This window comes from Auritidibacter ignavus, assembly GCF_003703835.1.
Lineage (GTDB): Bacteria > Actinomycetota > Actinomycetes > Actinomycetales > Micrococcaceae > Auritidibacter > Auritidibacter ignavus.
Window position 1 is genome coordinate 122991 of the sequence record NZ_RDQR01000003.1, and the last position, 25960, is coordinate 148950.

Below are 25960 nucleotides of genomic sequence, written 5' to 3' on the forward strand. Positions count from 1 at the left end.
CGATTTCCCGGACTTCAGCCCTCAGCACAGCAGGATCCGCCGGCTGGTAGGACACCAACCGGCGGATCCTGTATGTGTGGGGATTTTTAGTGATCTGTGAATTCAGGTTTGCGCTTTTCGTTAAAGGCGGCCATGCCCTCTTTCTGGTCCTGCAGGGAGAACAGGCTATGGAAGGTCCGGCGTTCAAAGAGCACACCTTGTTGCAAGGTGGTCTCAAAGGCAGCAGACACCGCGTCCTTGGCGACCAGAACCACCGGACGCGATTTCGAGGCGATGGTTCCGGCCACCTCGATCGCGGTGTCAAAAACCTTTTCATCCTCGTCGACTAGTCGTGAAACGAGACCGGCGCGTTCTGCTTCGTCGGCTGGCATCATCCGACCGGTCAGCACCATGTCCATGGCCTTGGCTTTTCCGACCGCTCGGGTGAGTCGTTGGGAACCACCCATCCCGGGGATGACACCGAGGTTGATTTCAGGCTGACCAAATTTGGTGGAGGGACCGGCGATGAGAATATCGCACATCATGGCTAGCTCGCAGCCACCACCGAGCGCATACCCGTTGACCGCAGCAATGGTAGGGATCCGTAGATTCGCAAAGGCGTCCCAATCGGCAAACCAGTCGTTGCGCGCCATCTCTACTGCGGTTTTGGTCGACATTTCTTTAATGTCAGCACCAGCAGCGAAGGCTTTCTCGTTGCCCGTAATGACGACAGCCATGATCTGGGGGTCTTTTTCCCAACCTGTGACGGTGTCCACCACCGCGGTCATGACCTCGGCATTCAGTGCATTCAGGGCCTGAGGACGGTTGAGCCGGATCATTCCGATCCGGTCTTGGACTTCGGTCAGAATAATCTCTTCGCTGGACTCAGTCATCGTCTCGTCATCTACCTTTCAGTGGTGGGTCTCGTTGTTTTGTGCTTTCTCGTCGTCATCACGAGGTCAACTCTGGCGAATAGTTTTAATGATCGCTGAGAAGTCCTGTCCTGAGTAGGCACCACCATCTAGCTCGTTGAACTGACGGTATGCCTCGTAGGCTGCTTCCCCGAACGAAGCCGAGGTCCCGGTGGTTTCAATCGCCGCATGCGCCAACCCGAGATCCTTGGCCATCAGCGCGGTTGCAAACCCCGGGGCGTAGCCCCGATCGGCCGGGGCCGTCCCCACCGGGCCGGGCACCGGGCAGTTGGTGGTCACGGCCCAACATTGTGCCGCCGAAGTCGACAGCACATCGTACAGTGCCTGGTCGCTGAGCCCCAGATTCTGTCCCAGCGCGAAGGCCTCACTGGCGCCAATGGTGGTCACCGCCAACAGCATGTTGTTACAGACTTTTGCCGCTTGTCCAGCACCGGAGTTACCGCAGTGCACAATCTTGCGTCCCATGGCCTGGAAAAGCGGTTCGGCCGTGGCAAACGCTTCGGCATCGCCACCCACCATGAAAGTCAAGGTTCCTGCCTCAGCACCGGACATGCCGCCCGAGACCGGAGCATCCAGTGGGCGGTGGCCTGCCTGACGAGCCTGTTCTGCAGCCTGACGGGCTTCATCGACGCTGATAGTCGACGAGTCAATAAACAGCGTGTTCTCCGGCGCGGCAGCTAGTAAGCCTTGATAGGCATCCAACACCTGTTGCCCGTTTTGGAACATGGTGATCACCACCTCGGCGTCGCGCACCGCGGCCTCTCCTGACTCGGCCGGGGCAATCCCCGCCTCGGCGGCACGCTCCACGGCAGCGGGAACCACGTCGAAACCGGTCACCTGGTAGCCGGCCTCCAGCAGGTTGCGGGCCATATGGGCCCCCATATTTCCTAATCCCAAAAACGCGATGTTCATCAGGTTCATCCTTCGTTGAGTTCTAGATCTGCTACCCCATCGACAGGGTCAAAGAAGCTGTTGACCAGCTGTTGGCTGACCTGCGAGAGCTCAGCCGGTTTCCACCGCGGGTTGCGGTCTTTATCCACCAGTTGAGCGCGAATACCCTCGCGCAAGTCGTGGCCATAGGCAGCATTCATGGTGGTCCGCAAATCTTGAGCCAGGGTTTCACCAATGGTCTGGTCTCCGGCCCGTTTGACGGCTTCTAAAGCCACTTTCATCCCGGTCGGTGAATTACGCTGTAGTGCTCGGAGCGCCTTTCCGGCCGGGTGGTCGGGGTGGTTTTCCACCAAGCCACTCACATTGCTCAGCATCTGTTCCACGGTGTCTGCGTCGTAGACTCGGTCGATCCATTCCGCCTGGGCGGCCAGCTCTGACTGGCCCGGCTCAGCCTGAAACTGCCGGATGGTCGGGTCCAGTTGGTCTGCGGTGCTGATCTGAGACACCGCGTCCAAAAGTTCCTCGATGGACTCGTCGTTGACGAAATAATCAGCCATTCCGATATGTAGGACATCGGCAGCTGAAATGTGTGCACCGGTCAGTGCCAGGTGGCGTCCCAGCAGTCCAGGCGCCTGGGCTAGGTAGTTGACTCCAGCCACATCGGGGCTGAAACCGATCCCGGTTTCTGGCATACCCAGCCGGGTCGTCTCGGTCACGATCCGGTGGGAGCTGGGGCCGGCCAGGCCCACTCCCCCACCGAGCACCACACCGTTCATCACGGCCAGCACCGGCTTAGGGTAGACCGAAATGGCGTGGTCGAGCTGGTACTCCGCAATGAAGAACGGCGAGGCATCACGCGGATCATCGACGACCTGGTGGTACAGCGCCACCACGTCCCCGCCGGCACAGAAACCGCGATCGCCGGCGCCGCGCAACGCGACTGAGACCACCGCAGAGTTCTCGCGGAACTGCTGCAGTGTCGCGGTGATGGTGCGGACCATCTCCAGTGACAGCGAGTTCATCGCCTGGGGCTTATTCAAGGTGATGATGCCCAGTGATCCACGGACCTCTGCTATGACGTGTTCGGAATGGTTCTCGGTCATCTTCGTGATCCTTTCGTGGTGGGGTGTTAGTTGCCGGTGGGCATCACGAAGCTGGCGCCGTCTTTGATACCGGATGGCCACCGTTGGGTGACGGTCTTGGTGCGGGTATAGAACCGGAACGCATCGGGACCGTGCTGATTGAGATCCCCGAAGCCCGAGGCTTTCCAGCCGCCGAAGGTGTAATAGGCGATCGGAACCGGGATGGGCACGTTAATACCGACCATGCCCACCTCAATCCCAGCGGCGAATTCCCGAGCAGCGTCACCGTCGCGAGTAAAGATCGCCACACCGTTGCCCATCTCGTGGCCGTGGATGATCTCCACCGCTGCGTCATAGTCGGCGGCCGGGACAATGGACAGCACCGGACCGAAGATCTCATCGGCGTGCAGTGAGGACCCGGGAGTGACGTGGTCGAAAATGGTGGCACCGATATAGAAGCCATTGGGATAATCGGCGACCTTGGGATGGCGGCCATCCAGGATGAGCTCGGCACCCTCATCCACACCGCGGGCGATGGCTGCTTCAATGCGTTCTTTGGCTTCCGGGGAGACGACCGGACCGAAATCGGAGTCCTGAGCCAGCGAGTGTCCCACGGTGAGTCGCTGGGCGCGTTCCAGGACCTTATCGCGAATGATCTGATGTGTCTCAACGCCGACCGGCACCGCCACGGAGATGGCCATACACCGCTCACCGGCCGAACCAAAAGCCGCCCCAATCAGTGCATCGGCGGCCTGGTCCATATCGGCATCGGGCATAATCACCATGTGGTTTTTCGCCCCACCGAAGCACTGGGCGCGCTTGCCCTTCGCGGCAGCGTGGGAATAGATCGAGGCAGCAATCGGGGTGGACCCCACAAAGCCCACGGCCTTGATGTCTGGGTGGTCCAGGATCTCATCCACGGCGGTTTTATCGCCATTAACGACCTGCAGGATGCCATCGGGCAGCCCAGCCTCGGTGAACAGCTCCGCCAGCCGCAGGGGCACCGAAGGGTCTCGTTCGGAGGGCTTGAGGATGAAGGCATTACCGGAGGCAATCGCGCCGGCGGCCTTCCACAACGGGATCATGGCCGGGAAGTTGAACGGGGTAATGCCGGCGACCACGCCCAACGGCTGGCGCATGGAGTAGACATCGATGCCGGTGCCGACTCCGGTCGAGTACTCGCCTTTCAGCAGATGCGGGGCTGCAGTGGCGAATTCCATCACGTCCAGCCCACGTTGCAAATCTCCCTTGGCATCGTCAAAAATCTTGCCATGTTCCAGCGAGAGCAATTCAGCCAGCTCGTCTTCGTGCTGGTATGCGACATCCACGAATCGCGAAATGATCCGAGCTCGTTTCTGGGCGTTGGTGGCTGCCCACGCGGGCTGGGCTCGTTTGGCCTGGGCGATTGCCTCCCGAACCTCGTCGACACTGGCCAGCGGGACCTGAGCTTGAACTTCTCCCGTGGAGGGGTTGTAGACGTCACTGAAGGCACCGGATGACCCCGGTACCCGTGCACCATTGAGGTAGTGACTAAGTTGCTGAACCATGATCGAGACCTCTTTCTCCCGTCGTGCTACCGATTCATGCCACACACCTGCAAACTGTACGAGCGTACAGGACAGGGTTCATCTCTGAATCTAGCACGAGTTGTGCCCCGGATCACACTACCACGGGCTGGAGGTTAAGAGTCACTGCTGACGGCCCTGGCCACCACAACGGCAATGGCGGTGGTGGCCGGGATGGCCAAGACCAGTCCGATCGATCCCACCAAGATCCGGACGACTTCTTCGGCCAGTTCGGAGGAGACCAGGATGGTGCCCAGTCCGGTTTCGTACATGGAGATCACCATCATGACCGGTAACGCTGATCCGGCATAGGCAAAGGCGATGGTATAGACCGTAGAGGCAATGTGGTCCCGGCCGATGCGCATGCCGGCGCTAAAGAGCTCCCTGGCGCTGGCCTGCGGGTTGGCGGCTTGCAGTTCCCAGACTGCTGAGGATTGGGTGATGGTCACGTCGTTGAGCACTCCCAGCCCGGCGATAAGTAGTCCGCAGAGCACAATGCCGGAGAGCCGAATATCGGGCACGACCGAGGAGAGCACGAAGGATTCTTCTTCACCCATCCCGGTCAGATAGGCGGCATCGGTGCTCCAAATGGCCAATCCTGCGGTCAAGCCCAGGCCTAAGAGGGTGCCGAGCAAGGCGGTGGTGGTCCGTAGAGAGAAACCGTGGGCGAAGTAGAGCACAGCGACCATGATCAAACAGCACCCGACGAGTCCAATCCACAGTGGTGGGCCGCCTTCGAGCAGTGCCGGGATCATGAAAAAGAAGATCACCGCGAAGGAGGCGACGAGTCCGATGATCGCGCGCACCCCGCGCCACCGGGCCACCAGCACGACCACCAGCGCGTAGAGGCCGGCCAGTAGCACGATCGGTACGGTGCGCTCGAAGTCGACGAAATCGGCCACCGAGGTGTCAAATCCCGACGAGGCGTTGGGGCGCAGGATTTTCAGTCGGTCTCCCACCTCAATGCTGGCCGAAGCCGAGACCTGGGGCGGGATCTCCACTTCGACTCGTTCACTGCCACCTCCATCGGGATTGACCCAAGCGGTGTGGCAGTCTGGGCTAGCCCCGGTCTCGGAATCGGGCAGGGTCATGGGAGCCCCGGTGGTTGATTCCATCACCTGGTTTTGGTCTTGACAGCTTCGTTCCGCCGTTTCGATGACGGTGGCCGGTGTGATGGTGAAGTTCTCGGTCGTGCCGTAGGGGTCGTCGAGGGTCAGTTCCCGGTAGCTGCCGGAGGGCCACAACAGCACCATGCCGATGATCAGCACCAAGGTCAACGGGGCCAGGATTCCGGTCAGCCACCCGATGACACGGCGCTTTTTGCGACTGGAGGTGCCAGCCACCAGTCCATCGGCGCTGGGCCCGGCCGGTAGGCCGTGGCCGTGCCCGGCGTGCGGGGTCCCAGTCTCCGTCTCGTTGCGGGGGTGCCCAGCAGTGGTTGCTCGATGTGAACGGCGACGGTGATCAGCCATCCGTGGCCCACAGGTGATGAGTTGCTTCCACGGTGGCATAGCCGGAGTCAATCAACTCGTCGATGACCGGGTTGAGCGCGGTGAGTGACTCATCGGTTTCGAGCTGAATCGGGTATGTTCCGGTGAGCATGGCGAGTAAGTTTCTCACGGCGGTGTGCGGGTCGGGAGCCTCCGGGTTCCATCCCATGAGCACCTCGGCCGGTTGCCGTTCATCGTGCTCGGCTCCGTCCGGTCTTTCCACCAGGTAAGAGATCGCGAATGCCTGAATGGTACCCGAGTGCGCTTTGGGGCGGTCTCGGACTACCACAGCGCCGGTCGCTGCAGTTTCAGGTGCCAGGAAAAGCTGTTGAGCCTTGGTCAGGCTGATTTCGCTGGGATCCCAGCTAGCATGCACGGCATTGTAGAAGGTCGCGACCGTTTGAGAGAGCTCAACGGAACCGGTGCCGAGTTCTTCTAACACTGGGGCACCGTCCTCACCATTCTCGCTGAAGGTGGGAGTTTGTAGTCCACCGGGTCCAATCAGCACCCTGCGAGCGGTGTTGATGCGGGAGAACCCGTGCCGGGTTAAAAAGGATTCGGTGGCGGTATCACCGGCCACCGACCGGGCCTTGAGCTCGCTACCTGCCGGGATGTTCTCACCCAACCGTTCCAAGAGCAGGCCGGCAAATCCTTGACGACGCTCGAGCGGAGCAGTTTCGAGGTATACCCAGTGCCGTTGGGGGTGGATGGGTTGCTCTCGCACACCACCGGCAGCGATGGCAATACCGTCGCGTTCAGCGACCAAAGTGATGCCGAAGGGCTCGGTGGTGGCCCTGGCAAGAATGAGTCGGTCGGCAGCTTGCTGGGGCGAGGCGACGTCGGCGAAAACTTCGAGAAGCTTCAGGTCGTCGCCTTCTGCCCAAGGCCGGATGTGAATATCGTCGCCTGGTGTCATTTAGATACCCAAATTGGTGCTGAGGTAGTTCTCCACCTGGTCAAGGCTCACACGTTCTTGGTTCATCGAGTCACGTTCACGGATCGTCACGGCCTGGTCTTCGAGCGTGTCAAAGTCGACGGTGATGCAGTACGGGGTACCAACTTCGTCCTGACGACGGTAGCGACGCCCGATCGCCCCGGACTCGTCGTAATCGACATTCCAGCGTTTCCGCAGGGTGTCGGCCAGCTGGCTAGCCGGGACCTGTAGCTCGGATTTCTTCGACAGCGGGAGCACGGCGGCTTTAATCGGTGCCAATCGGGGGTCCAGGCCCAGTACGGTGCGCACATCAACCCCACCCTTCGTGTTGGGGGCTTCGTCTTCGCGGTAGGAATCCACTAAGAAGGCCATCAGCGAGCGTGTGAGACCGAAGGAGGGTTCAATCACATAGGGTGTGTACCGCTCGTTGGTGCCCTGGTCGAAGTACTGCATCTTGGTACCGGAATACTCGGTGTGTTGCGACAGGTCATAGTTGGTCCGGTTCGCAATACCCATCAGTTCGCCCCACTCAGAACCCTGGAAACCGAAACGATACTCCAAGTCGATGGTGCCGTCCGAGTAGTGTGCCCGGTCTTCGGCAGGAACATCGAACTTACGCAGGTTGTCGGAGTTGACGCCGAGATCAACGAACCAGTTGAAGCAGTCATCAACCCACCGGTCAAAGTGTTCGCCAGCCTCGTCGGGATGGACGAAATATTCAATTTCCATCTGTTCGAATTCGCGGGTGCGGAAGATGAAGTTACCCGGAGTGATCTCGTTACGGAAGGCTTTACCAATCTGGCCGATACCAAACGGTGGTTTCTTCCGGGAGGCATTGAGCACGTTCAGGAAATTCACGAAGATGCCCTGGGCAGTCTCCGGGCGCATGTAGTGCAGGCCTTCCTCATTATCAACCGGCCCCAGATAGGTTTTGACCAGTCCGGAGAACAACTGAGGTTCGGTCCACTGGCCACGAGTCCCACAGTCGGGGCAGACGATTTCTGCCATGGATTCTGCAACACGGTTATGCTTGGCTTCGAAAGCTTCCTCGAGGTGGTCTTGGCGTTGCCGGCGGTGACAGCTCGTGCATTCCACCAGCGGGTCCGTGAAGGTCTCGACGTGGCCGGAGGCCTCCCAGACCTGACGGGGCAAAATAATGGACGAGTCCAGTCCGACCATATCGCCACGCCCACGAACAAAGGTCTGCCACCACTGATTCTTAATGTTCTCTTTCAGCTCGACGCCCAGTGGTCCATAGTCCCAGGCTGAACGCGAGCCACCGTAAATTTCACCGGCTTGGAACACGAATCCACGCCGTTTGGCGAGATTAATAACCTGGTCCAGAGGAGATGACGGGGCAGCCATGAAGCTTCACTTTCTGCGCGGGCTCGCGCGGGACAAAGGTGGTATGAGTGTCTTGATATCGTGGAGGCTCACTCTGTTCGATGGTGCGTAAGCGAGCCTAACGGTGACTAGTCTACGGGCAGTTTGAGTCACGGGCACGGATGCGACACCCAGATCAGGCACTGACAACATCGTTGGCGGGTGTGAGAATGGCATCATGGGTATTTCTGCTTCTGAGCCACCTGACGTCACAGCACTATTGATCAACGATGACATGATCCGTTTAGGCCAGGCCCTCAAATTGGGAAACCTCGTCGAAGACGGAGTGGAGGCCCGTGAGATTATCCAGGATGGCCTTATTGTGGTCAACGGTGAGGTCGAAACTCGCCGTGGTCGACAATTGCACCCCGGGGACGTAATTGCTATCCCGAGCGCAGGCATTGCTGTCACTATCGAACGAGAATCACCCGGGGTCTAGTCTGTTCCTATGTTTTTCGTTCTTTAACCCGGTTAAGACTCAGCCTCCACAACGATTCAGGGTGGTGACGAAATGATTCCGTCACCACCCTGATCGTCAGTGTGAACTATCCCCTCAGGGGATAGGGCCCTTACTCGTGAGCGTTAGCGCGGCGGCGAACCAACAGCGCGCCAACACCCAGAGCCGCTACACCCAGCAGTGCCAGACCACCAATGGTGGCACCAGTGGAAGCCAAGGAGCCCTGTTCAGAACCTTCGGCACCGCCCTGGCCCTTGTCGCCAGCCTCGCCATCTTCGCTAGCCTCGCCACCTTCGCTAGGCTTGCCCGACTCATCTTCATCACCAGGTTGCTGACCAGGCTGCTCGCTGGTCTCGTCATCACCAGGCTGACCAGGCTGCTCGCTGGTCTCGTCATCACCAGGCTGACCAGGCTGCTCGCTGGTCTCCTCGTCACCAGGCTCGGTCGTCTCACCATCACCAGGCTGTCCGCCCTCGTCGTCCCGCTCACCAGTCAACTCAATGGCGCGGGTAATGATGGTACCGGTGGTCTCATCCACCAGCTTGACCTGAACGTTACCGGCAGCCAAATCGAACTGCGACAGGTCGAACTTGACGTTACCTGCTTTGTCTTGCACCTCGACGGTGCCCAGTTCAACCTCGGTGCCATCTTCGGTCACGATGCTGGCCGCGAAGTTCTCCGGAATCGGAGCGTTGTAGGACGGAACACCCAGGGACTGCAGGCCGAAAGTCAGCTCGCCGTTGATGTCGTAGCTATCAGACACATCAGAGATATTGATGGCCTGCTGATCGAAACGCGGAGCAATCTTGCCATCCAGCTCGTCACGCAGGTAGTTGACGAAGATGTCGGAGTCAATCAGCGCGGTCTGCTGCTGGTTCAGGCTGTTACCAAAAGCACGGAAGTTGTCACCACCAGCGGCCAAGAAGGACGGCAGAGCCACCTTGAAGGTCTCGTCACCAGTGACCAGCTTGTCGTTAACCCAGATCTGGTCGATGTTGTTACCCAGAGTCTCGTGACCAGCACGGTTGTTAGCGTTGGTCGACACTTCACCGGTAAAGGTGTAACGAACGTTAGAGCTCAGAGCCAGTTGCAGGTAGGGGCGAGAAGGAATCTCACCATCAGCGGTGGTCTGCCACTGCTGTTCCAGCGCTTCACGGAGCTGCTCGCCGGTGATCTCTACGACGTAGATGTCGTTAGCAAACGGGTTCACGGATACAGCATCAGCAACGGTGACTTCACCAGGTTGCAGGTCTTTGTTCAGACGCAGGCCACTGGGGAATTCGTCACGGAGGGAGCCGGCGGCCAGCACACCGATGTCAGCACTCAGACCAGCCGGGTTGTTATTGCCGGCCCACAACCACGCATCGGCCACCAGGTGACCCATGGTGGATTCGCGATCACGCTGGTCGAATCCACCCTTATCGGTGGCCTCAGGATTGTAACCGGTGGTGATGTAGTCTTCGAGCTCACCGATCACCACAGAGCCTTCTTCTTCAGCCACAGCAGCGGCGTCATCAACAATCTGCTTAACCTCGGTCAGCACCGGGCTGGCAGCGATCTCGTCCTCACTCGGAGCATCGCCGGCAGGCAAGTTCTTGTGCTCGACGTCAATGATCTCGCCCTCAGCATCGAGGCTGAAGTCAACACGAGCCAGGTTGCTGCCGTATTCACCGGTCTGCATAACCGGGCGGGTCTTGCCCTCCTCGCCTGGAACTGGAGCATCCACGTTGTACAACTCGTGAGTGTGACCGGTAAAGATCACGTCAGCTTCAGGGTGGGTGTTGTTGACGATGCGGTCGTTGTCAATATTGTCGGTGTTGACACCCTCGTGGTACGAAGCCACGATGATGTCTGCCTCGCCGTTCGACGCATCCCCATCGGACAGCTGCTCAATGTAGGTGTTGACCGATTCCACCGGGTCTTTGAACTCGACGGACTCAATGCCGGCCGGGTTCACCAGGGTAACAGTCTCCTGGGTCACACCGCCCACGACGGCCACGGAGTGACCGGACTCGGTTTCGTAGATCTTATAAGGATCGGTCAGCGGCTCGCCGGTTTCCTTCACGATCACATTAGCCGCCAGATGATCGAAATCCGAGCGCGGGAAGACACGGTCTACTAAGTCGCTAACGCCCTTATCAAACTCGTGGTTACCCAACGCACTAGCATCCAGACCTAGAGCATTCAGGTAATCCAGAGTCGGGTTGTCATCCTGCACAGAGGAAACATACAGCGAAGCACCAATATCGTCACCAGACGACAAGAACAAAGTGTTACCAGGGTTCACAGCCTGCTGATCAGTGATCAGCTTGGCAAACGGCATGGCGATATCTTCACTCATGCGACCATGAAAGTCATTGATGTTCAGCAAGCTGACGGTGGTTTCTCCGTCTGGGTTCTCGGCGGTTTCCTCATCCGGATTAGGGGATTCGGAGCCCGCGGTCTCAGAACCTTCCGTCTCGGTATCTTCAGTCTCAGGTCCGTTGTCAGCGGGCTGAGTCTCCGCAGGAGCTTCCGACGGCTGAGTAGCCGGTGCCGAAGGTGCGAGATTTTCTTCAGGGGCAGGGGACTCGGAAGTCGCTGCCAAAGCCGGGGTCGGAGCAAGCAACCCCACAAGAGTGATCAGCCCGATAGCAAGCGGGCGACGATTCGACGACATGCGTGTTCTCCTCGGTGATAGTGATCTTGGAACAAGGCTTGGTCAGCCTCAGTAAGAACACGATCACTGTAGGGGCCACAGATTACAGATTGGTAACAACCCATGTCTCCTGATGCACCCCGAAATTCACCTACGGTTAACGCCGGTTCGCGACGTGGCGAACGAGGAATGCGGTGAGATCGGAGATTTCCTGCGGGTGTACCCCATGGCCCACACCTTGGTACGTGTCCTGTGTGAGGTCGACATGCTGGTCAAGCCACATGCCGGCATCTTCGGCCATTTCAGGCGGGATAATGGGGTCTTGTAGGTCGCGACCCCAGAAGACCGGCACCTGTTTGGTTGCCAGTTCTTCGTCGTGACTCAACAGCTCTGCCAGGAGTGGCTCGTTACTCGCGTCAAGAACAAAGCCCGACAGACCAACCACCGCAGCATATTGGTCGGGGCGCATCCGTAACATGGAGGTGGCCATGGCCATACCCTGGGAGAACCCCAAAATGGAGACGGTGCGGAAACCATCAGCGACGCTCTGGATCCAGGAGTCCAACTGCTCAAGGCTGTTGCGAACGCTTTCCGGAGGTGAGCTCAAGTCTTCGGTGATCGGGAACCAGGCGTATCCATTCATCCCGTTGGTCAGCCAGATGGGGGCACGCACCGCGGCTACGGTAAAAGTGTCGGGCAACTCGGCCGTGAGCGGAAGGAGATCGGTTTCATCGGCGCCGTAACCGTGAAGCACCACGAGCAGATCACTATCGCTCCGGGAGGAAAGGTCCTGGTGGCTGAAACGTACTACCAGCTGGTTCGACTCAGTGTTGTAGCTCATAGTCGATGATCTTAGCGAACCAGTCTACCAGTGCAGAAGCTTCGCTTTACAGCTCCAGGACCCGGATGAGTTCATCCGCGATTTTTTCGGGAGCGGTCAGGAAGCCATCATGTCCGATGGGCGAATCGATTTGGTGACTGAGGACATGCTGCGGATGATTAGGATCCTGGGCACCACGGCCGCGGTTGAAGTCGTCGGCTAGTTGCTGGGACTGAGAGGGGAAGTACAACCGGTCCGAGGAGACCGCAGCGATGAACGGTGTTGCCACAATCCGTGCTACCGCGGCTTGTTGCCCGCCACGGTTGCGTCCAACGTCGTGCGACATCAGCGCTTCGGTGAGAACCACGTAGGAGTTGGCATCGAACCGGGAGGCCAGGTCTTTGGCTTTGTAATCCAAATAGGATTCGATCTGGTACCGGCCGGTACGCTGAGTGATCTGTCCGAAGGGGTCTTCCTGCCCTTGAGGTTTCCGAGCGAAGCGGTACTGGAGCTCGGCCTCCGAACGGTAGGTGATGTGAGCAATGCGCCGTGCGATACCCAGCCCTTCCTCGGGCGGCTGTTGACCGTAGTAGTCACCACGGCGGTAGTGTGGATCAAGTTTGATCGCGGCCACTTGCGACTGGGCGAAGGCAATCTGCTCGGCGCTGGCTGCTCCCCCACAGGCTAAAATACCCGCACCCCGGACTCGTTCCGGGTAGGTGGCTGCCCATTCCAGTGCGCGAGCTCCGCCCATAGAACCGCCCAGCACGGCGTGCCAAGTCTCAATGCCCAGCGCGTCGGCCAGGCGTGCTTCAGCATGAACCGAATCTCGGATCGTGGTAAAGGGAAACCGTGAGCCCCACGGTCGCCCGTCAGGGTCCGGGGAAGACGGGCCCGTCGAGCCGTAACAGCCACCCACCATATTGGGTGCCACCACGAACCATTTTCGGGTATCGATGGGGCGGCCCGGCCCGACAAGAGACTCCCACCAGCCCGGATGCGGAAGCGCTTCTGAGGAAACCACGTGGCTATCACCGGTCAGGGCGTGCAATATCAGGATGGCGTTGGAGCCATCCTGATTGAGTGTGCCCCAGGTTTCATAGGCCAGCTGCACCTCGGGTAGCCAGCCTCCGGTTTCAAAGGTCAGTTCACCCACTGAGATGGTCCGAAGCCCCGGTGAGATCGCACGACCTGCAACGATCGGTTCTGCATCCACTGACACGTTCATCATCCTCAGTTCCGGTTGTCGATACTGTGCCCGGCAGTATCTGCGAGTAGCTACGCGGTTGTGGCGCTAGCGACGCTGTTCGACTGCTGCAAAACCTTGTTGCAGATCAGCCAGGATATCCTCGGGGTTCTCCAGACCGACCGATAGCCTGACTAACGACGGCTCGACGCCGGCGGCCCGCTGTTCTGCTTCACTGAGCTGGGCGTGAGTGGTCGAAGCCGGGTGAATCACCAGTGAGCGAGTGTCGCCAAGGTTGGCGACTCGCTTGTGAAGCGTCAAGGCTTCAGCGAAAATCCGACCGGCTTGTGCACCGCCGGCGATGTTGAAGGAGACGATGCCAGAGGTTCCCTCGGGCAAGAGCCGTTGGGCACGGTGATACCAGGGACTTGATTCCAGACCGGCGTAGGCCACGTGCTGAACTAAGGGATGGTCTTCCAGCCAGTGCGCCACCGTCAGCGCTGATTCCACATGGCGGGAGACACGTAAGGAGAGGGTCTCGAGGCCGAGGTTGACGATCCAGGCATTGAATGGGCTGGCTGCGCTGCCCAGATCGCGCAACAGCTGGGTGCGAAGTCGCAAAATATAGGAGAGATTCGCGCCCAGCGGTCCATCGGGTCCAAAATCGGTGCCGAACACCACGCCGTGATACGACTCGTCGGGGGTATTGAACCAGGGGAATTTTTCCGGGTCGGCTGTCCAGTCGAAATGGCCCGAATCAACGACGAACCCGCCGAGCGCCGCGGCATGACCGCCCAGGTATTTGGTCGCCGAGTGCACGACAATATCCACACCGTGTTCGAACGGGCGGAACACCGGCGGTGGAGTCAATGTCGAATCCACGATCAAGGGGAGCCCCGCCTGATGGGCAATATCTGCCACCGCTGCCACATCGAGCACATCGGCTTTCGGGTTACCCAGCACTTCACCAAAGAGCACCTTGGTGTTGGGTTTGATGGCCTGTTTCCAGGCGTCAAGGTCATCGGGATCGTCGACAAAGATCGTTTCAATCCCGAGTCGCGGCAGGGTGTGTTTGAACAGGTTTTGGGTGCCACCATACAGTGATGCGGACACCACCACCGAATCTCCCGCACCGGCAAGGTTGAGAACGGCCAGGGTGGTCGCGGACTGTCCGGAGGAGGTCATCACCGCCCCCACGCCACCTTCCAGTGCGGCGATCTTCTGTTCGACCGCGTCGGTGGTGGGATTCGTAATGCGGGTGTAGATCTGGCCCAGGCTGGAGAGTGCGAAACGATCGGCTGCGTCCTGCAAAGTCGGGAAGTTATAGGACGCTGTGGCATGAATGGGAAGCTGGGTGGAACCGTAGTCGGCTACCTCCGGGATCCCAGCGTGAATCTGTTTGGTGGCTAGCCCCCAGGTGTTGGGGTTGGTGCTGTCTGGTTGCTGTGATTGACCCATGGGGTTTGACTCCTGTTGTCTCAGGGGTCGCAACTCGTGTTCTGACACCGTGCCGGCAGACAGCGTTCAGAGCACGGTGGACCCGCGCTTGCTGCGAACCATTGTGGTTCGCGCCTGGTCCTCACCCGGGGCACCCCACCGCGGTGGAGGGTTGCCGGTCAGTAAGCCGGGGCTGTTTCACTGACACTCGTGACCAATACAAAGTATTCTGCCAGATCTGGGCGGTCATTTCATCCCAGGTCTGATCACATCGGAGACTGCACTGGTTCTGCCTACCAACGACGAGTCCATAGACTACAAGGGATGACCAGTTCTTCATTGTCCTTCCACGACGCCCTCCCACAGATCGGCCACGGGTTACCGGCCGCGTCATTAGTCGAAGAACTTCTCGGGCTACCGCACCGGCTACGCGCGGTGGTGGAATCACCTCCGGGTACGGGTAAAACCACGATCATTCCCCCGTTGTTGGCGGCCAGGGCCGAGCACCGCGAGCCCGGTCTCAAGGTCGTGGTGACCCAGCCGCGCCGGGTTGCGGCCCGGGCAGCAGCACGGCGACTGGCACAGCTCACTCGCACCATCGTGGGGGACCACATTGGTTATACCGTTCGGGGCGATGCGAAGGTCTCAGCACAGACTCAGATCGAGTTCGTCACGGTGGGAGTGTTGCTCCGTCGTCTGTTGCGTGATCCGGACCTGGATGATGTTTCGGCGGTGGTGATCGACGAAATCCATGAACGCTCTGTAGAAACCGACCTCACCGCCGCATTTATCCGCGATCTCTTACCACGACGCGATGACCTGGAACTCGTGGCGATGTCAGCAACTGCGCAGTCGCAACAGTGGGTGAACTATTTTGATGCTGCATTATTCACCGCCCACACCGAGATTTATGCCCTCACCGAAGAATTCTCTAAGCCCCCCGCCGCGCTGGACGACCGTGGCGTCACTCCAGCTTTTCTCGCCCACGTTGCGAAGACGACGGCCCAAACCAGTGCTCGCACCGAGGGAGACGTTTTGGTCTTTCTGCCCGGTGTCGCCGAGATCCGCGCGGTACAACGCCAGCTTCCTGAAGCCCTCGTGTTGACCGGGTCAAGCACCGTGGAGGAACAGGACCAGGTACTCTCCCGAGCCAGCCACCAGCGCATCATTCTGGCAACGAATGTCGCTGAGTCGTCCTTGACCGTTCCGGGGGTCAGGGCCGTGGTGGACTCAGGGCTGGAGCGAACCCAACGGTTAGACACGATGCGGGCCATGACCGGGCTGGTCACCGTGGGTGCGTCCAAGGCCTCGATGCGGCAGCGGGCCGGTCGTGCGGCGCGTCTCGGGCCAGGCCTGGTCGTACGGTGTGTGACGGAACGCGAATACGCTGCCCGCCCCAGTGATATCACCCCGGAGATCCTCACCAGTGACCTGACCTCGGCCGTGTTGTTCCTGGCATGTTGGGGTCCGACCCGTCTCCCGACCTGTCCACCGCAACGCGCATATCGCGCCGCAGTGGAGGTCTTGCGTGCTTTGGAAGCTATCGAACCACCCGATAAAGACTCCGGTGCGTGGCCGGTGGTGACCGATCTGGGTCGACGTTTAGCCTCAGTTCCTACAGAACCACGACTCGCCCGCGCTTTACTGGACGGTTCCGAACTCCTCGACCCTGCCACCGCGGCCACGGCGGTAGCGTTATTGGATTCCGATCAGAGAGCCCCTGGTGTCAATGTGAGAGCACGTGAGCTTCCACGCGAGGCGCACCGATTTCTCGGCCTCACCGGTGCTCCCCCCTCCGGTATAGCACCGGCTGAGAAGCCCCGGGAACAGGATCTCGCCACCGTAGCAGCTCTGGCTTACCCAGATCGCATTGCCCGTCGCCGAGAACGCGACTCCCGAGAATTCTTGTTGGTCTCCGGAACCGCCGCCGAACTACCCCGAGATTCTCGGCTACCACAGACCGACTGGTTAGTGTGCACTGAGGTTGGGCTGTTGCGTGGCAAGCCCATCATCCGCGCGGCAGTGCCGGTTGATCAAGACACCGTCGAGCTGTTGTTACCCGTTACCCAAGAGCGAGTTGCCGAATGGTCGGGGCAGAAAGTCACCGTCCGCGAGGTGTCCCGGATCTGTGCCATCATTCTCCACCAGACCCCGGTGGCGGCCACCAGTGACGACACCTTGCAGGCCACCGCTCGGGCCATTCGCGTCCAGGGGCTCGAGGCCCTCAACCCAAGTCAGCAATTCTGGCAGTACTGGGACCGGCTACGCTTCGCCCATCACCATCTGCCAGACTGGCCCGATCCCCGGAGTTTCACTCCCGAACAATGGGCTCCTTTTGCCCAAGATCTCCTGTCAGGTCTGAAGACGCTGGTGGGCTGGGACAAGGACGCTGAATTACAGACACGAGTCCCGGAACGGCTCACGGTCCCGTCCGGTTCAAGCTATCGGGTGGATTATTCCCAGGACCCACCCGTGCTGGCAGTGAAGCTCCAAGAGATGTTCGGAGCCGTGGAGACACCAACCATTGCCGATGTCCCGGTTAGCATTCATTTGCTCTCCCCTGCCGGAAGACCGTTAGCTATCACCCAAGACCTGCCGTTTTTCTGGTCTGAAGTCTATCCCCAGGTACGTGCCGAGAACCGAGGACGCTACGCCAAACACCCGTGGCCAGAAGACCCCACGACCGCCACCGCGACCCGGCTGACCAATAAACGGTTGCACCGCTGACAGCGGACAAACCGGCCATGGAACGACCCCCAGCTGAGCTGGCTTCTCTCTTTAGCCCTGCTCCCGGCCAATATGTGGCATGATCACGGCCCAGAGAGCCCCCAGCGGAACGCAGATGACACTAATCCATCCCAGCACCCATGCGGTCGCAAACGGCCATTGCGGTCCGTCACCGTCGAGCGAGGAAACATTATGGCCCAAGAGGGTGCCAAAAATAAACAGGTATAACAGTAGCGCCATGAGCGAAAACAGCGCGAGAGCGCCCACACCCAACGGGCCATAAATCAGAAGCTTATTTTTCTGCATGAATGTTCCTTTCACGATGCGTTGCGCGCTGTGTGATCGCGATGCACAACCGCTTACCTTCCACGTGGCACGCCGAGCCCGACGTTAGTGCCCAAACCAGCCCAGGCTTTCGAGTACCGGGAAGCCCACGAAGCCGGCCACGTCCAAGAAGAGATGAGCCCAGACCATCGGCATCACCCTTCGATACTTCAGATATACCAGCACGAATACCACTCCCATGATCGCGTTACCGATCCCCGGACCGATGCCCTGGTAGAGGTGGTAGCTGGCCCGGATCAGCGAGGAGACCAGCAAGACCGCGACCACATCGGTCGTGGTGGTTGGCAGCCAGGTGGTATTTGTACCCAAGTCAGCCGGGGGAAAGGGGGTGCGTCGCAGGAGGCTGACCCGGTCCACCAACCAGGCCAAGATAATGACTTCTTCAACCAGACTGTGCCGGACGGCTGCCAGCGTCAGCACGATGGGAGTCCACCAGTGGTCATTCATGCTCGATCCGATAATCGCGGTGGTCAGCCCCAGAGATCGTCCCACCGCGTAGACCAGCAGAGTGCCAGCACCCATAGTGACAAACAGGATCAGTCCCAGCCCAAGGTCACTCACCGGACGGCGGAAATCCAAACCGAAGCTTCGCAATGGGTTGCGACCGTAGATCCACACCAGGTGAAGCACCAGCACGACCGGGACCAGACCGAACCCAATGCTGAGGAGTTGGCGAATCAGATCAAACACGGGATCTGGTGCCAGCGAGGGGTTGAGCGCGGTGGTTTGCTCGTCTAAAGGTGCTTGAGTGAGCTTTTCCATTAAGTCCACCAGGGCGTAGACCCCGGAGCGTCCCAGGGATAGCCCCAGGACAATCAGGATCTGCCACCAGACCACCGTTCGCGAGAATCTCAGCACCACCACCCCAGTGTAAACCTGTCAGGGGCACTAAATTAGAGACTATGGCTTCTTTGCCCACCGACGACGACCTGGCCCTGGCACAGCATTTGGCCGCGCATTTGCGCGAGGGGATCAGCGCTAGACACCGCGCCCTGATTGAGTCCGCACCGTGGTCTCAAGCTCATCTGATCGAGCGAGGAAAAGATCATCGTCTGGTCATCGTTCCGGGCCACCTTGTGGTGCGGATTCCACGGGATTCGGCCACCAATCTTGAACGTCAGGCAACGTTGCTGGACCAGCTCGCACCCCAGTTACCGTGGCAGGTCCCGGTAGCGTTGTCGATCGTCGACGGCGGAGTTATCCAGCCCTATATTGCTGGCACGGCCCACCCGAACCACAGCGGGGACCCAGAGCAGTTACGCGACATTGTTCACACGTTATCGGAGGTTGACACCACCGGTTTGGCGTTGAACCAGCCCTTTGCCCAGCGTGGCGGGCTGACCCCGCAGAAAGTCACGCGACTAGCCAAGATGCCCGGCCCACCGCTACCGGATTTTGCGCAGTTTATTGCAGACGTCGCGGAACTGACTCATACATGGACCCAAGAAGGCCCTTTCGGGCTCGTGCACGGTGATCTCGCCGGACACAATATGCTCTGGCTCCAGGATCCCTGGCGACTGAACGGGGTGCTGGACTGGGACCAGGCAAGTCGGTGGGACCCGGCCCTGAATCCGGCGATTCTCAGTCTGTGGCACGGCGCCGGTATGCTCCCCCAGATCTGTTCTTCACCCTCCGAGCTGGTGCATGCCCGCGTATGGTCAGCGTCGATGGCACTGGAATCTATCGAGAACGCACTCCGGCGTCAGCCACCAGCCTCTGCCTTCCGTCGGCTCATGCGGAAGACGGTCCCGCGACTCGAAGCGGCCCAGCAGGCACTGCGGTAAGTCGGTCGGCTCAACCCTGCTGGTAAAAGCGGTCCGGGCTGACCCGAGCGACGGCATCAGCACTCACCCAGTTGCCAGCGGTGCGATCAATGAGCAGGTCGGTGGCCAGAGTGGCCATAGCCAGTGAGGTTTGGAATCCGTACCCAGATTGTCCGGCCAGCCAGAACAATCCCGGGACTTGGGGGTCAAATCCATTCACCGGTTCCCCATCGGGGCCTTCAGTGCGCAGTCCGCACCAAGAGCGAATGACCTCAGTGATCTCCAAGGTCGTCTCAGTCTGGATGCGATCGATCAGACGTTGTACGTCGGCATCGCGGGGTTGGGCATCCTCAGCATGCCAGGGCTCATCCTCCCCGGGAGAAGCGACGATGCCCAGTTCGTCGTAGCGGTAGTAGTAGTCGTGGCCGGCACGGCAGACCAGCGGGTGGTCGGGAGTCAGCGGAGTGGCCAGAGCCGCCTCTAGTGCCGTACGACGCTTAGGAATGAGACCCAAGGGCCGGGCCCCAAAGGCCTCAGCGACGATATCGGCCCACGCTCCAGCAGCGTTGATCACCACGTCGGCGACGAATTCCTGGCCGTCCTCAGTGGTCAGCTGCCAGAGCCCACCCACACGTTCAGCCCGGATCATTCGAGCATTCAGCACGGTGTTCGCCCCGCGTTCAGTGGCCTGATCGGCCAACCAGTGCAGGAATGGCAGAGCGCGGACTCGCACCGAGCGGTGTTCCAGTCCGCCATCGTCGAAGCTTTCGGGACGGATCTCCGGGGCGTGCTCGCGCACCTCCTGGTGAGTCAAGGGCGTCATTCCCGGATACATTTCCTCCACGACATGGTCTTGGGTACCGAAAAGCAAGAAATCGGACTGCCACATCAGTGGTTCGTCGAGTCCCTGTTGTCGTTTGTCGAGGTCCTGGACGGTGAACTCGGTAAGCTCTCGCACCGCCTGGGGTCCATAAGACAGTGTCAGTTGCTGGGCGGCCCGCGAGGAGGTGTGATACGCCAACCGGTCTTCGGCCTCAAGCACCGTGACCTGATCGTTGCTGGCCACACGCCGTGTGAGCTCTTCGGCCAGGGAAATTCCGGCTATCCCGCCACCAATAATCACATACTTCATAGTCACTCAGTCTACGTGCGCGGCTGGATGACAGGAGACCACACGGTGGTGGCCCGCATGCCGGTGCGGACAGGTTGAGCCGGGACTAAGGGTGCACTGTTAGACTGCCAAACCTGCGTGACGTCTCGATGCTGACGATGGAGGTGCCATGTCGCTGGCGAAGCAGTTACACGCTCTGGACGGGCAGTCTTACGCCAAATATCGCAATCTGAAGGGTAAGCACCAGCTCGGAGAGCTCACGGTACACCTGGACCATATTCAGGCTGACCCGTATGCGCCGCCGTCGACGGTGCGAGTATTTGCCACAGCCGACCACCTAGAGAACCTCGCCGACCACCTGACCACAGTGGCCACCACAGACTACTTGGCACGCCGGATCCGCCAGCGTGCCCCGCGCGAGATCAGCATCGGGACGTTTGGGCCTGAGGTGTTGGAGCGTTCGTGCATCCAGTTTCATCGCGTCCCAGGGTCGAGTCGGTGGGTGATGGAAATCCACCTGCTGGTGTCCTTGCCGGCTGCGGGTCGCCGGATCAAAGGTCACCAGGCTGCCCGGTTGATCACCCAGGTGTTGCCTGACCTACTCCGGGATGCCACGAAGGAGATTGACCACCAGGAACTGGACGAGACCATCACGCTATTGAAGGACCAGCAGGCCATTCGCGACGAGCTTCCCCGCCGCGGGCTGGTCGCCTTTATCGCCAATGGCTCAGTGCTCCCCCGCGCTGCCGGTAATTCCTCGGCACCGTTGCAATATGCCGAACCGTTCGAGTCCCCGGATTCCGTCTCGGTCAGCTTCGATCTCCCCAGTGGCCGAACTCTCACCGGTATGGGCATCGCCCACGGGATCACACTGATCGTCGGTGGGGGCTACCACGGTAAATCCACGGTACTCAATGCGCTGGAGCACGGCGTGTATCCCCACCGAGCCGGCGACGGACGTGAGTTCGTGATCACGGATCCCGATGCGGTGGCAATTCGGGCCGAAGACGGTCGTTCAGTGGCCGGCGTCGATATTTCCTCCTTCATCTCTGACCTACCACAGGGCACTGACACGACACGTTTTTCCACCACGAACGCGTCGGGCTCCACCTCGCAGGCCACTAACGTCGTAGAGGCCCTGGAAGCAGGAGCAAGCGCTGTGCTGATCGATGAGGATACCTCTGCCACGAACTTCATGGTCCGGGATGAGTTGATGCGTCAGCTAGTCAAAACCGAGCCGATTACCCCATTTACCGCACGCATCAAAGAACTGGCCGACCAAGGCATTTCCACGGTGCTGGTGGCCGGGGGCACCGGAGCGTTCTTTTCGGTGGCCGATCGTGTCCTAGGTTTAGAAAACTACCGTGTCAGTGATCTCACCGCCGAGGCTCACCGGCTCGGTGCCCAGCAACGACACCAGTCCGCTGCGCAACCCCTGAGGTTGCCGAAGGATCGTGTTCCGCAACAGATCAAATCTCCCCGGAAACCGCCTCGGGCACGCGGAGTGCACACCATTCAGATCGGGCACGAAGATATTGATCTCTCCGCCCTCAGCCAGCTGATCAGTGTGGAACAGACCCGGGCCATTGCTGGCATTCTGGAACAGATCATCGTAACGCAACAACAGGGTGACAACCATAACAGGGGCGAGACAAACCTAACGCTACGTAGCTTGAGTGAGCTAGCGCCACGGTGGAAAGGTCACCTGGCAATGCCCCGTCGCCACGAGGTGATGGCAGCGGTCAACCGGTTGCGCTCGCTCAAGGTCAGCTAAGGCGCCAGAGCACGAAAATCGGGCCTAGACAGCACCACGCCGGCCCCGTGATGCGTAAGACGGGGCCGGCTTCGGTGCCGTCAACGACTCGGGAATCCAGGCATAGACCGGGGTTCAGAGGCCGAGCTGTTCATTGATCAGTTCTTGGACACGTGCAGCATCCGCCTGACCGCGGGTGGCCTTCATCACCGGTCCCATCAGGGCACCGATGGCTTTCTTCTTGCCACCCTTGATCTTCTCGACCACGTCCGGGTTGTCGGCAATCGCCTGGGCCACGGCGTCGTTCAGCGCGCCCTCGTCGGAGACCACGGCCAAAGAACGGGCTTCAATGATCTCTCCAGGAGAGCCCTCACCGTCGGCGACGTGGCCGATGACCTGGCGGGCGATCTTGTCGTTGATGGTTTTTTCAGAGATGAGCGCCTCAATCTCGACCACGTGCTCGGGGGTGACACCGAGTTCATGCGGTGCAACCTCAGCTTCATTGGCCAGTCGGGCGATTTCCCCCATCCACCATTTACGGGCAGCTGATGCCGAGGCCCCGGCCGAAACGGTGGCATCGATTTCATCGATCAGCCCGGCTGCGACCACATCGCGGAACTCTTCGTCCGAGTAACCCCATTCGCCTTTGAGACGACGCCGGCGGGCCAAGGGATCTTCGGGCAGTTCTTCGCGCAATTTGTCAATCCAGGCCTGGTCGGTCACGATCGGCACCAAATCAGGCTCGGGGAAGTACCGGTAATCGTCAGCATCGGACTTCGGACGACCCGAGGTGGTGGTCTTTGAGGTTTCCTGCCAGTGCCGGGTCTCCTGCGTGACAGACCCACCCTGATCCAGGATCGCAGCCTGGCGCTGAATCTCGTAGCTCACCGCGTTCTGTACCGCACGCGTGGAGTTGACGTTCTTGGTTTCGGTGCGGGTCCCGAATTTCTCTGCACCTCGAGGCTTCAGCGAAATATTGGCGTCGCACCGCACATTACCGCGTTCCATGCGCGCATCCGAGATATTGAGGGCTTTGACGATATCGCGGATCGCAGTCACATAGGCTCGGGCCAACTCCGGTGCCCGGTCGCCGGCGCCTTCGATGGGCTTGGTGACGATTTCGATCAGGGGCACGCCGGCACGGTTGTAGTCCACCAGGGAATAGGAGGCGTCCTGAATGCGTCCGGACCCACCCTTATGGGTGAGCTTTCCAGCGTCTTCTTCCATGTGCGCGCGTTCGATCTCAACGCGGAATATTTCTCCGTCATCAAGTTCCACATCCACATAACCGCTCGACGCAATCGGGTCATCGTACTGGGAGGTCTGAAAAGCCTTCGCCAGATCCGGGTAGAAGTACTGTTTGCGGGCGAAACCGCACTTCTCGGCGATGTGACAGTTCAGGGCCAGGCCCAGTTTGATGGCTGATTCCACCGCGGTTTTATTTACTGCCGGTAGCGCGCCGGGCATTCCCAAATCGACTTCGGTGGTATTCGTGTTGGGTTCATCGCCGAAGGCATTGGGCGCCGCGGAGAACATTTTGGTCGTGGTGTTCAGCTCGACGTGGACTTCAAAGCCCAGCACGGGATCGAATTTTTCAAAGGCCTCATCGAGGTTCATGAGATCTTGGCTCATCGGGCATCACTCTCATAAGCGTTGGGAAGTAACGAGAAGAAATCGGCGCCATCATGCGAGGCTTTCAGACCGGTTTCCAGAGCGGCACCGATGCGGTACATCAGCGCATCTTCGGTGGCCGGGGCTTGGATTTGCACGCCGACAGGCATGTTGGAGGCCAGTCCACCGGGCACGGAAATCGCAGGAATCCCGGCCAGGTTCGACGGCAAGGTCGCCACGTCGTTAAGGTACATGGCGATCGGGTCGTCCAGTTCCTCGCCCAGGGCAATCGCGGTGGTCGGGGTGGTCGGTGAGATCAAAGCGTCTACCTTTTCAAAGGCTGCTGCAAAGTCGCGCTGGACCAGAGTGCGCACCTTCTGGGCCGAACCGTAGTAGGCGTCATAGTAACCGGCCGAAAGTGCGTAGGTCCCCAGGATGATGCGACGTTTGACCTCATCCCCGAAGCCAGCAGCACGGGTAGCGGACATGACCCGGTCGATCGTGGCCTGCTCAGGCACCACCCGGTTACCGTAGCGGACACCGTCGTAGCGGGCCAGGTTGGAGGACGCCTCCGAGGGCATGATCAGGTAGTAGGCCGGCAGAGCGGCTTTCAGATGAGGCAACGCGACCCTCACGATCTCGGCTCCGGCATCTTCGAGCAGCCTCAGGCTGGCCTGGAAACATTCCAGCACCCCAGCATCGAATCCTTCACCGTCAAGTTCCTCGATGACACCGATTTTCAGCCCGGTGAGGTCCTCACCAGCGACCACAGCCGGGGCGAGGTCGTCCCACTCGCGTTGTAGCGAGGTGGAGTCGTGCGGGTCGTGGCCGGCAATCAGCTCGTGCAGAGCCGCTGCATCAGCCACGGTGCGGGCCACCGGGCCGACAGTGTCCAGCGAGGAGGCCATCGCGATCGCACCATAGCGGGAGACCGAACCGTAAGTGGGCTTAGCACCCACTGTCCCGGTGAAGGAACCTGGTTGGCGGATGGACCCGCCGGTATCGGTACCGATCGCTAGAGGGGCCATGAACGCTGCGACCGCAACGGCGGAGCCACCGCCGGATCCGCCCGGGACGCGGGTGGTGTCCCAGGGGTTGCGCGTGGGCCCGTAGGCGGAGAATTCGGTCGTGGAGCCCATTGCGAATTCGTCCAAGTTCGTTTTGCCCAGTATGGGCAGTTTGGCCTCACGGATCTTGCGGATCACCGTGGCGTCGTAAGGGCTCATCCAGTCCTTGAGGATCGTGGATGCTGCGGTCGTAGGCTGTCCGACGGTGACCAGCAGATCCTTAATGGCAATGGGTACACCGGCCAACGGGTGTAGCTCAGCACCTTGCGCGCGCAACTGGTCAACTTCGACAGCCACCTCGAGGGCTTCTTTGTCGTTGACGTGAAGAAAGGCGTGAACCCCGGACTCGGCGTCACCATCGATGGCGTGAATACGGTCGAGGTGGGCCTGGGTCAGCTCCTTAGAGGTGATCTCTCCGGACTGGAGTTTTTCAGCCATCTGCAGGGCAGTTAAACGTGTCAGATCTGTGGTCTGTGTCATTACTCAGCCTCCAGGATCGAAGGAACCTTGAACTGGCCGTCTTCGGCGTCAGGGGCACCGCCAAGCGCTTGATCTTGGGTGAGCACACCGGATACCTCGTCTTCACGGAAGACATTGGTCAGTGGCATCGGGTGAGAGGTGGGCGGAACGTCGTCTCCGGCCGCTTCCTGCACCATCGCGGTGGACTTCAGGATCAGATCGAGATCACCACAGAACCGGTCAAGTTCCTCGGGGGTTAGATCAATTCGAGCCAGTTGCGCTAGATGCGCGACCGTCTCGCGAGAGATTCCGGACATGAGTCTCCTTTAT

The 25960-nt window shown here is 59.9% G+C and carries 21 protein-coding genes and 1 riboswitch; of the genes, 4 read left to right on the top strand and 17 right to left on the bottom strand.

Features of this window, described 5'->3' with window-relative positions; all coding sequences use genetic code 11:
- Positions 1 to 86 precede the first annotated feature (86 nt).
- The 7 genes from DYI20_RS03140 to DYI20_RS03170 form a co-directional block, all read right to left on the bottom strand.
- Positions 87 to 872: an enoyl-CoA hydratase-related protein gene (locus tag DYI20_RS03140; protein ID WP_122548852.1), complete on the bottom strand. Its 786-nt coding sequence runs from the start codon at positions 870 to 872 to the stop codon at positions 87 to 89.
- Positions 873 to 938: 66 nt separating this feature from the next.
- Complete coding sequence (gene mmsB / locus DYI20_RS03145; protein ID WP_122548853.1) at positions 939 to 1823, bottom strand: 3-hydroxyisobutyrate dehydrogenase; 885 nt, start codon at positions 1821 to 1823, stop codon at positions 939 to 941.
- A 5-nt stretch (positions 1824 to 1828) separates the two neighbouring features.
- Positions 1829 to 2905, bottom strand: a complete 1077-nt coding sequence (locus DYI20_RS03150; protein ID WP_122548854.1) for an enoyl-CoA hydratase/isomerase family protein — start codon at positions 2903 to 2905, stop codon at positions 1829 to 1831.
- 26 nt (positions 2906 to 2931) lie between these two features.
- Complete coding sequence (locus DYI20_RS03155; protein ID WP_122548855.1) at positions 2932 to 4431, bottom strand: CoA-acylating methylmalonate-semialdehyde dehydrogenase; 1500 nt, start codon at positions 4429 to 4431, stop codon at positions 2932 to 2934.
- Between the two features lie 134 nt (positions 4432 to 4565).
- Positions 4566 to 5960 carry a YibE/F family protein gene (locus DYI20_RS03160; protein WP_244924647.1) on the bottom strand — a complete coding sequence of 465 codons (1395 nt, stop codon included), beginning with the start codon at positions 5958 to 5960 and terminating at the stop codon, positions 4566 to 4568.
- On the bottom strand, positions 5914 to 6855 hold the full coding sequence (locus DYI20_RS03165; protein WP_122548857.1) for a GNAT family N-acetyltransferase: 942 nt from the start codon (positions 6853 to 6855) through the stop codon (positions 5914 to 5916). Before DYI20_RS03165 ends, DYI20_RS03160 begins: the two co-directional genes overlap by 47 nt.
- Positions 6856 to 8238, bottom strand: coding sequence for a glycine--tRNA ligase (locus tag DYI20_RS03170; RefSeq protein WP_122548858.1), 1383 nt, complete (start codon positions 8236 to 8238; stop codon positions 6856 to 6858).
- 196 nt (positions 8239 to 8434) lie between these two features.
- Here DYI20_RS03170 and DYI20_RS03175 point away from each other — a divergent pair, with 196 nt between their 5' ends.
- Positions 8435 to 8695, top strand: a complete 261-nt coding sequence (locus tag DYI20_RS03175) for an RNA-binding S4 domain-containing protein (protein WP_110098767.1) — start codon at positions 8435 to 8437, stop codon at positions 8693 to 8695.
- 130 nt (positions 8696 to 8825) lie between these two features.
- Here DYI20_RS03175 and DYI20_RS03180 read toward each other — a convergent pair whose 3' ends face one another.
- The 4 genes from DYI20_RS03180 to DYI20_RS03195 all read right to left on the bottom strand — a co-directional run bounded on the left by DYI20_RS03180 (position 8826) and on the right by DYI20_RS03195 (position 14815).
- Complete coding sequence (locus DYI20_RS03180; protein ID WP_122548859.1) at positions 8826 to 11372, bottom strand: bifunctional metallophosphatase/5'-nucleotidase; 2547 nt, start codon at positions 11370 to 11372, stop codon at positions 8826 to 8828.
- Between the two features lie 136 nt (positions 11373 to 11508).
- Positions 11509 to 12192, bottom strand: a complete 684-nt coding sequence (locus tag DYI20_RS03185) for an alpha/beta hydrolase (protein ID WP_122548860.1) — start codon at positions 12190 to 12192, stop codon at positions 11509 to 11511.
- 46 nt (positions 12193 to 12238) lie between these two features.
- Complete coding sequence (metX, locus tag DYI20_RS03190; protein ID WP_233491981.1) at positions 12239 to 13402, bottom strand: homoserine O-acetyltransferase MetX; 1164 nt, start codon at positions 13400 to 13402, stop codon at positions 12239 to 12241.
- A 63-nt stretch (positions 13403 to 13465) separates the two neighbouring features.
- Positions 13466 to 14815: an O-acetylhomoserine aminocarboxypropyltransferase/cysteine synthase family protein gene (locus tag DYI20_RS03195; RefSeq protein ID WP_110098770.1), complete on the bottom strand. Its 1350-nt coding sequence runs from the start codon at positions 14813 to 14815 to the stop codon at positions 13466 to 13468.
- A 79-nt stretch (positions 14816 to 14894) separates the two neighbouring features.
- Positions 14895 to 15010: riboswitch (SAM riboswitch) on the bottom strand.
- A 108-nt stretch (positions 15011 to 15118) separates the two neighbouring features.
- Here DYI20_RS03195 and DYI20_RS03200 point away from each other — a divergent pair.
- The gene (locus tag DYI20_RS03200) at positions 15119 to 17521 is read left to right on the top strand and encodes an ATP-dependent RNA helicase (RefSeq protein WP_122548861.1); all 2403 of its coding nucleotides are present in this window, start codon (positions 15119 to 15121) and stop codon (positions 17519 to 17521) included.
- A gap of 51 nt (positions 17522 to 17572) precedes the next feature.
- Here the strand turns inward: DYI20_RS03200 and DYI20_RS03205 are convergent, their stop codons facing one another.
- Complete coding sequence (locus tag DYI20_RS03205; RefSeq protein ID WP_110098772.1) at positions 17573 to 17827, bottom strand: hypothetical protein; 255 nt, start codon at positions 17825 to 17827, stop codon at positions 17573 to 17575.
- 84 nt (positions 17828 to 17911) lie between these two features.
- A complete protein-coding gene (locus DYI20_RS03210) occupies positions 17912 to 18724 on the bottom strand; it encodes a CPBP family intramembrane glutamic endopeptidase (protein ID WP_244924648.1) in 813 nt (270 codons plus the stop codon).
- 44 nt (positions 18725 to 18768) lie between these two features.
- Between DYI20_RS03210 and DYI20_RS03215 the strand changes: the two genes are divergently transcribed.
- The gene (locus DYI20_RS03215; protein WP_110101098.1) at positions 18769 to 19650 is read left to right on the top strand and encodes a phosphotransferase family protein; all 882 of its coding nucleotides are present in this window, start codon (positions 18769 to 18771) and stop codon (positions 19648 to 19650) included.
- Positions 19651 to 19660: 10 nt separating this feature from the next.
- On the opposite strand, the gene DYI20_RS03220 is transcribed toward DYI20_RS03215, so the two are convergent.
- Positions 19661 to 20761 carry an NAD(P)/FAD-dependent oxidoreductase gene (locus tag DYI20_RS03220; protein ID WP_122548862.1) on the bottom strand — a complete coding sequence of 367 codons (1101 nt, stop codon included), beginning with the start codon at positions 20759 to 20761 and terminating at the stop codon, positions 19661 to 19663.
- Between the two features lie 148 nt (positions 20762 to 20909).
- Here DYI20_RS03220 and DYI20_RS03225 point away from each other — a divergent pair, with 148 nt between their 5' ends.
- Complete coding sequence (locus DYI20_RS03225) at positions 20910 to 22514, top strand: ABC-ATPase domain-containing protein (protein WP_122548863.1); 1605 nt, start codon at positions 20910 to 20912, stop codon at positions 22512 to 22514.
- Between the two features lie 114 nt (positions 22515 to 22628).
- On the opposite strand, the gene gatB is transcribed toward DYI20_RS03225, so the two are convergent.
- Genes gatB through gatC form a run of 3 tightly spaced genes read right to left on the bottom strand, consistent with a single transcriptional unit; the run spans position 22629 to position 25947 of the window.
- The gene (gene gatB, locus DYI20_RS03230; RefSeq protein WP_110110357.1) at positions 22629 to 24125 is read right to left on the bottom strand and encodes an Asp-tRNA(Asn)/Glu-tRNA(Gln) amidotransferase subunit GatB; all 1497 of its coding nucleotides are present in this window, start codon (positions 24123 to 24125) and stop codon (positions 22629 to 22631) included.
- Positions 24122 to 25651, bottom strand: a complete 1530-nt coding sequence (gene gatA / locus DYI20_RS03235) for an Asp-tRNA(Asn)/Glu-tRNA(Gln) amidotransferase subunit GatA (RefSeq protein ID WP_110110358.1) — start codon at positions 25649 to 25651, stop codon at positions 24122 to 24124. Before gatA ends, gatB begins: the two co-directional genes overlap by 4 nt.
- A complete protein-coding gene (gene gatC / locus DYI20_RS03240; protein ID WP_110098778.1) occupies positions 25651 to 25947 on the bottom strand; it encodes an Asp-tRNA(Asn)/Glu-tRNA(Gln) amidotransferase subunit GatC in 297 nt (98 codons plus the stop codon). The genes gatA and gatC overlap by 1 nt, the downstream gene beginning before the upstream one ends.
- Positions 25948 to 25960: the final 13 nt, after the last annotated feature.

Bases quoted from the DNA above. Each gene is read 5' to 3' on its own strand.
- DYI20_RS03140 (WP_122548852.1), bottom strand. From the start codon at position 872: ATGACTGAGTCCAGCGAAGAGATTATTCTGACCGAAGTCCAAGACCGG.
- mmsB (WP_122548853.1), bottom strand. From the start codon at position 1,823: ATGAACATCGCGTTTTTGGGATTAGGAAATATGGGGGCCCATATGGCC.
- DYI20_RS03150 (WP_122548854.1), bottom strand. From the start codon at position 2,905: ATGACCGAGAACCATTCCGAACACGTCATAGCAGAGGTCCGTGGATCA.
- DYI20_RS03155 (WP_122548855.1), bottom strand. From the start codon at position 4,431: ATGGTTCAGCAACTTAGTCACTACCTCAATGGTGCACGGGTACCGGGG.
- DYI20_RS03160 (WP_244924647.1), bottom strand. From the start codon at position 5,960: ATGCCACCGTGGAAGCAACTCATCACCTGTGGGCCACGGATGGCTGAT.
- DYI20_RS03165 (WP_122548857.1), bottom strand. From the start codon at position 6,855: ATGACACCAGGCGACGATATTCACATCCGGCCTTGGGCAGAAGGCGAC.
- DYI20_RS03170 (WP_122548858.1), bottom strand. From the start codon at position 8,238: ATGGCTGCCCCGTCATCTCCTCTGGACCAGGTTATTAATCTCGCCAAA.
- DYI20_RS03175 (WP_110098767.1), top strand. From the start codon at position 8,435: ATGGGTATTTCTGCTTCTGAGCCACCTGACGTCACAGCACTATTGATC.
- DYI20_RS03180 (WP_122548859.1), bottom strand. From the start codon at position 11,372: ATGTCGTCGAATCGTCGCCCGCTTGCTATCGGGCTGATCACTCTTGTG.
- DYI20_RS03185 (WP_122548860.1), bottom strand. From the start codon at position 12,192: ATGAGCTACAACACTGAGTCGAACCAGCTGGTAGTACGTTTCAGCCAC.
- metX (WP_233491981.1), bottom strand. From the start codon at position 13,402: ATGATGAACGTGTCAGTGGATGCAGAACCGATCGTTGCAGGTCGTGCG.
- DYI20_RS03195 (WP_110098770.1), bottom strand. From the start codon at position 14,815: ATGGGTCAATCACAGCAACCAGACAGCACCAACCCCAACACCTGGGGG.
- DYI20_RS03200 (WP_122548861.1), top strand. From the start codon at position 15,119: ATGACCAGTTCTTCATTGTCCTTCCACGACGCCCTCCCACAGATCGGC.
- DYI20_RS03205 (WP_110098772.1), bottom strand. From the start codon at position 17,827: ATGCAGAAAAATAAGCTTCTGATTTATGGCCCGTTGGGTGTGGGCGCT.
- DYI20_RS03215 (WP_110101098.1), top strand. From the start codon at position 18,769: ATGGCTTCTTTGCCCACCGACGACGACCTGGCCCTGGCACAGCATTTG.
- DYI20_RS03220 (WP_122548862.1), bottom strand. From the start codon at position 20,761: ATGAAGTATGTGATTATTGGTGGCGGGATAGCCGGAATTTCCCTGGCC.
- DYI20_RS03225 (WP_122548863.1), top strand. From the start codon at position 20,910: ATGTCGCTGGCGAAGCAGTTACACGCTCTGGACGGGCAGTCTTACGCC.
- gatB (WP_110110357.1), bottom strand. From the start codon at position 24,125: ATGAGCCAAGATCTCATGAACCTCGATGAGGCCTTTGAAAAATTCGAT.
- gatA (WP_110110358.1), bottom strand. From the start codon at position 25,651: ATGACACAGACCACAGATCTGACACGTTTAACTGCCCTGCAGATGGCT.
- gatC (WP_110098778.1), bottom strand. From the start codon at position 25,947: ATGTCCGGAATCTCTCGCGAGACGGTCGCGCATCTAGCGCAACTGGCT.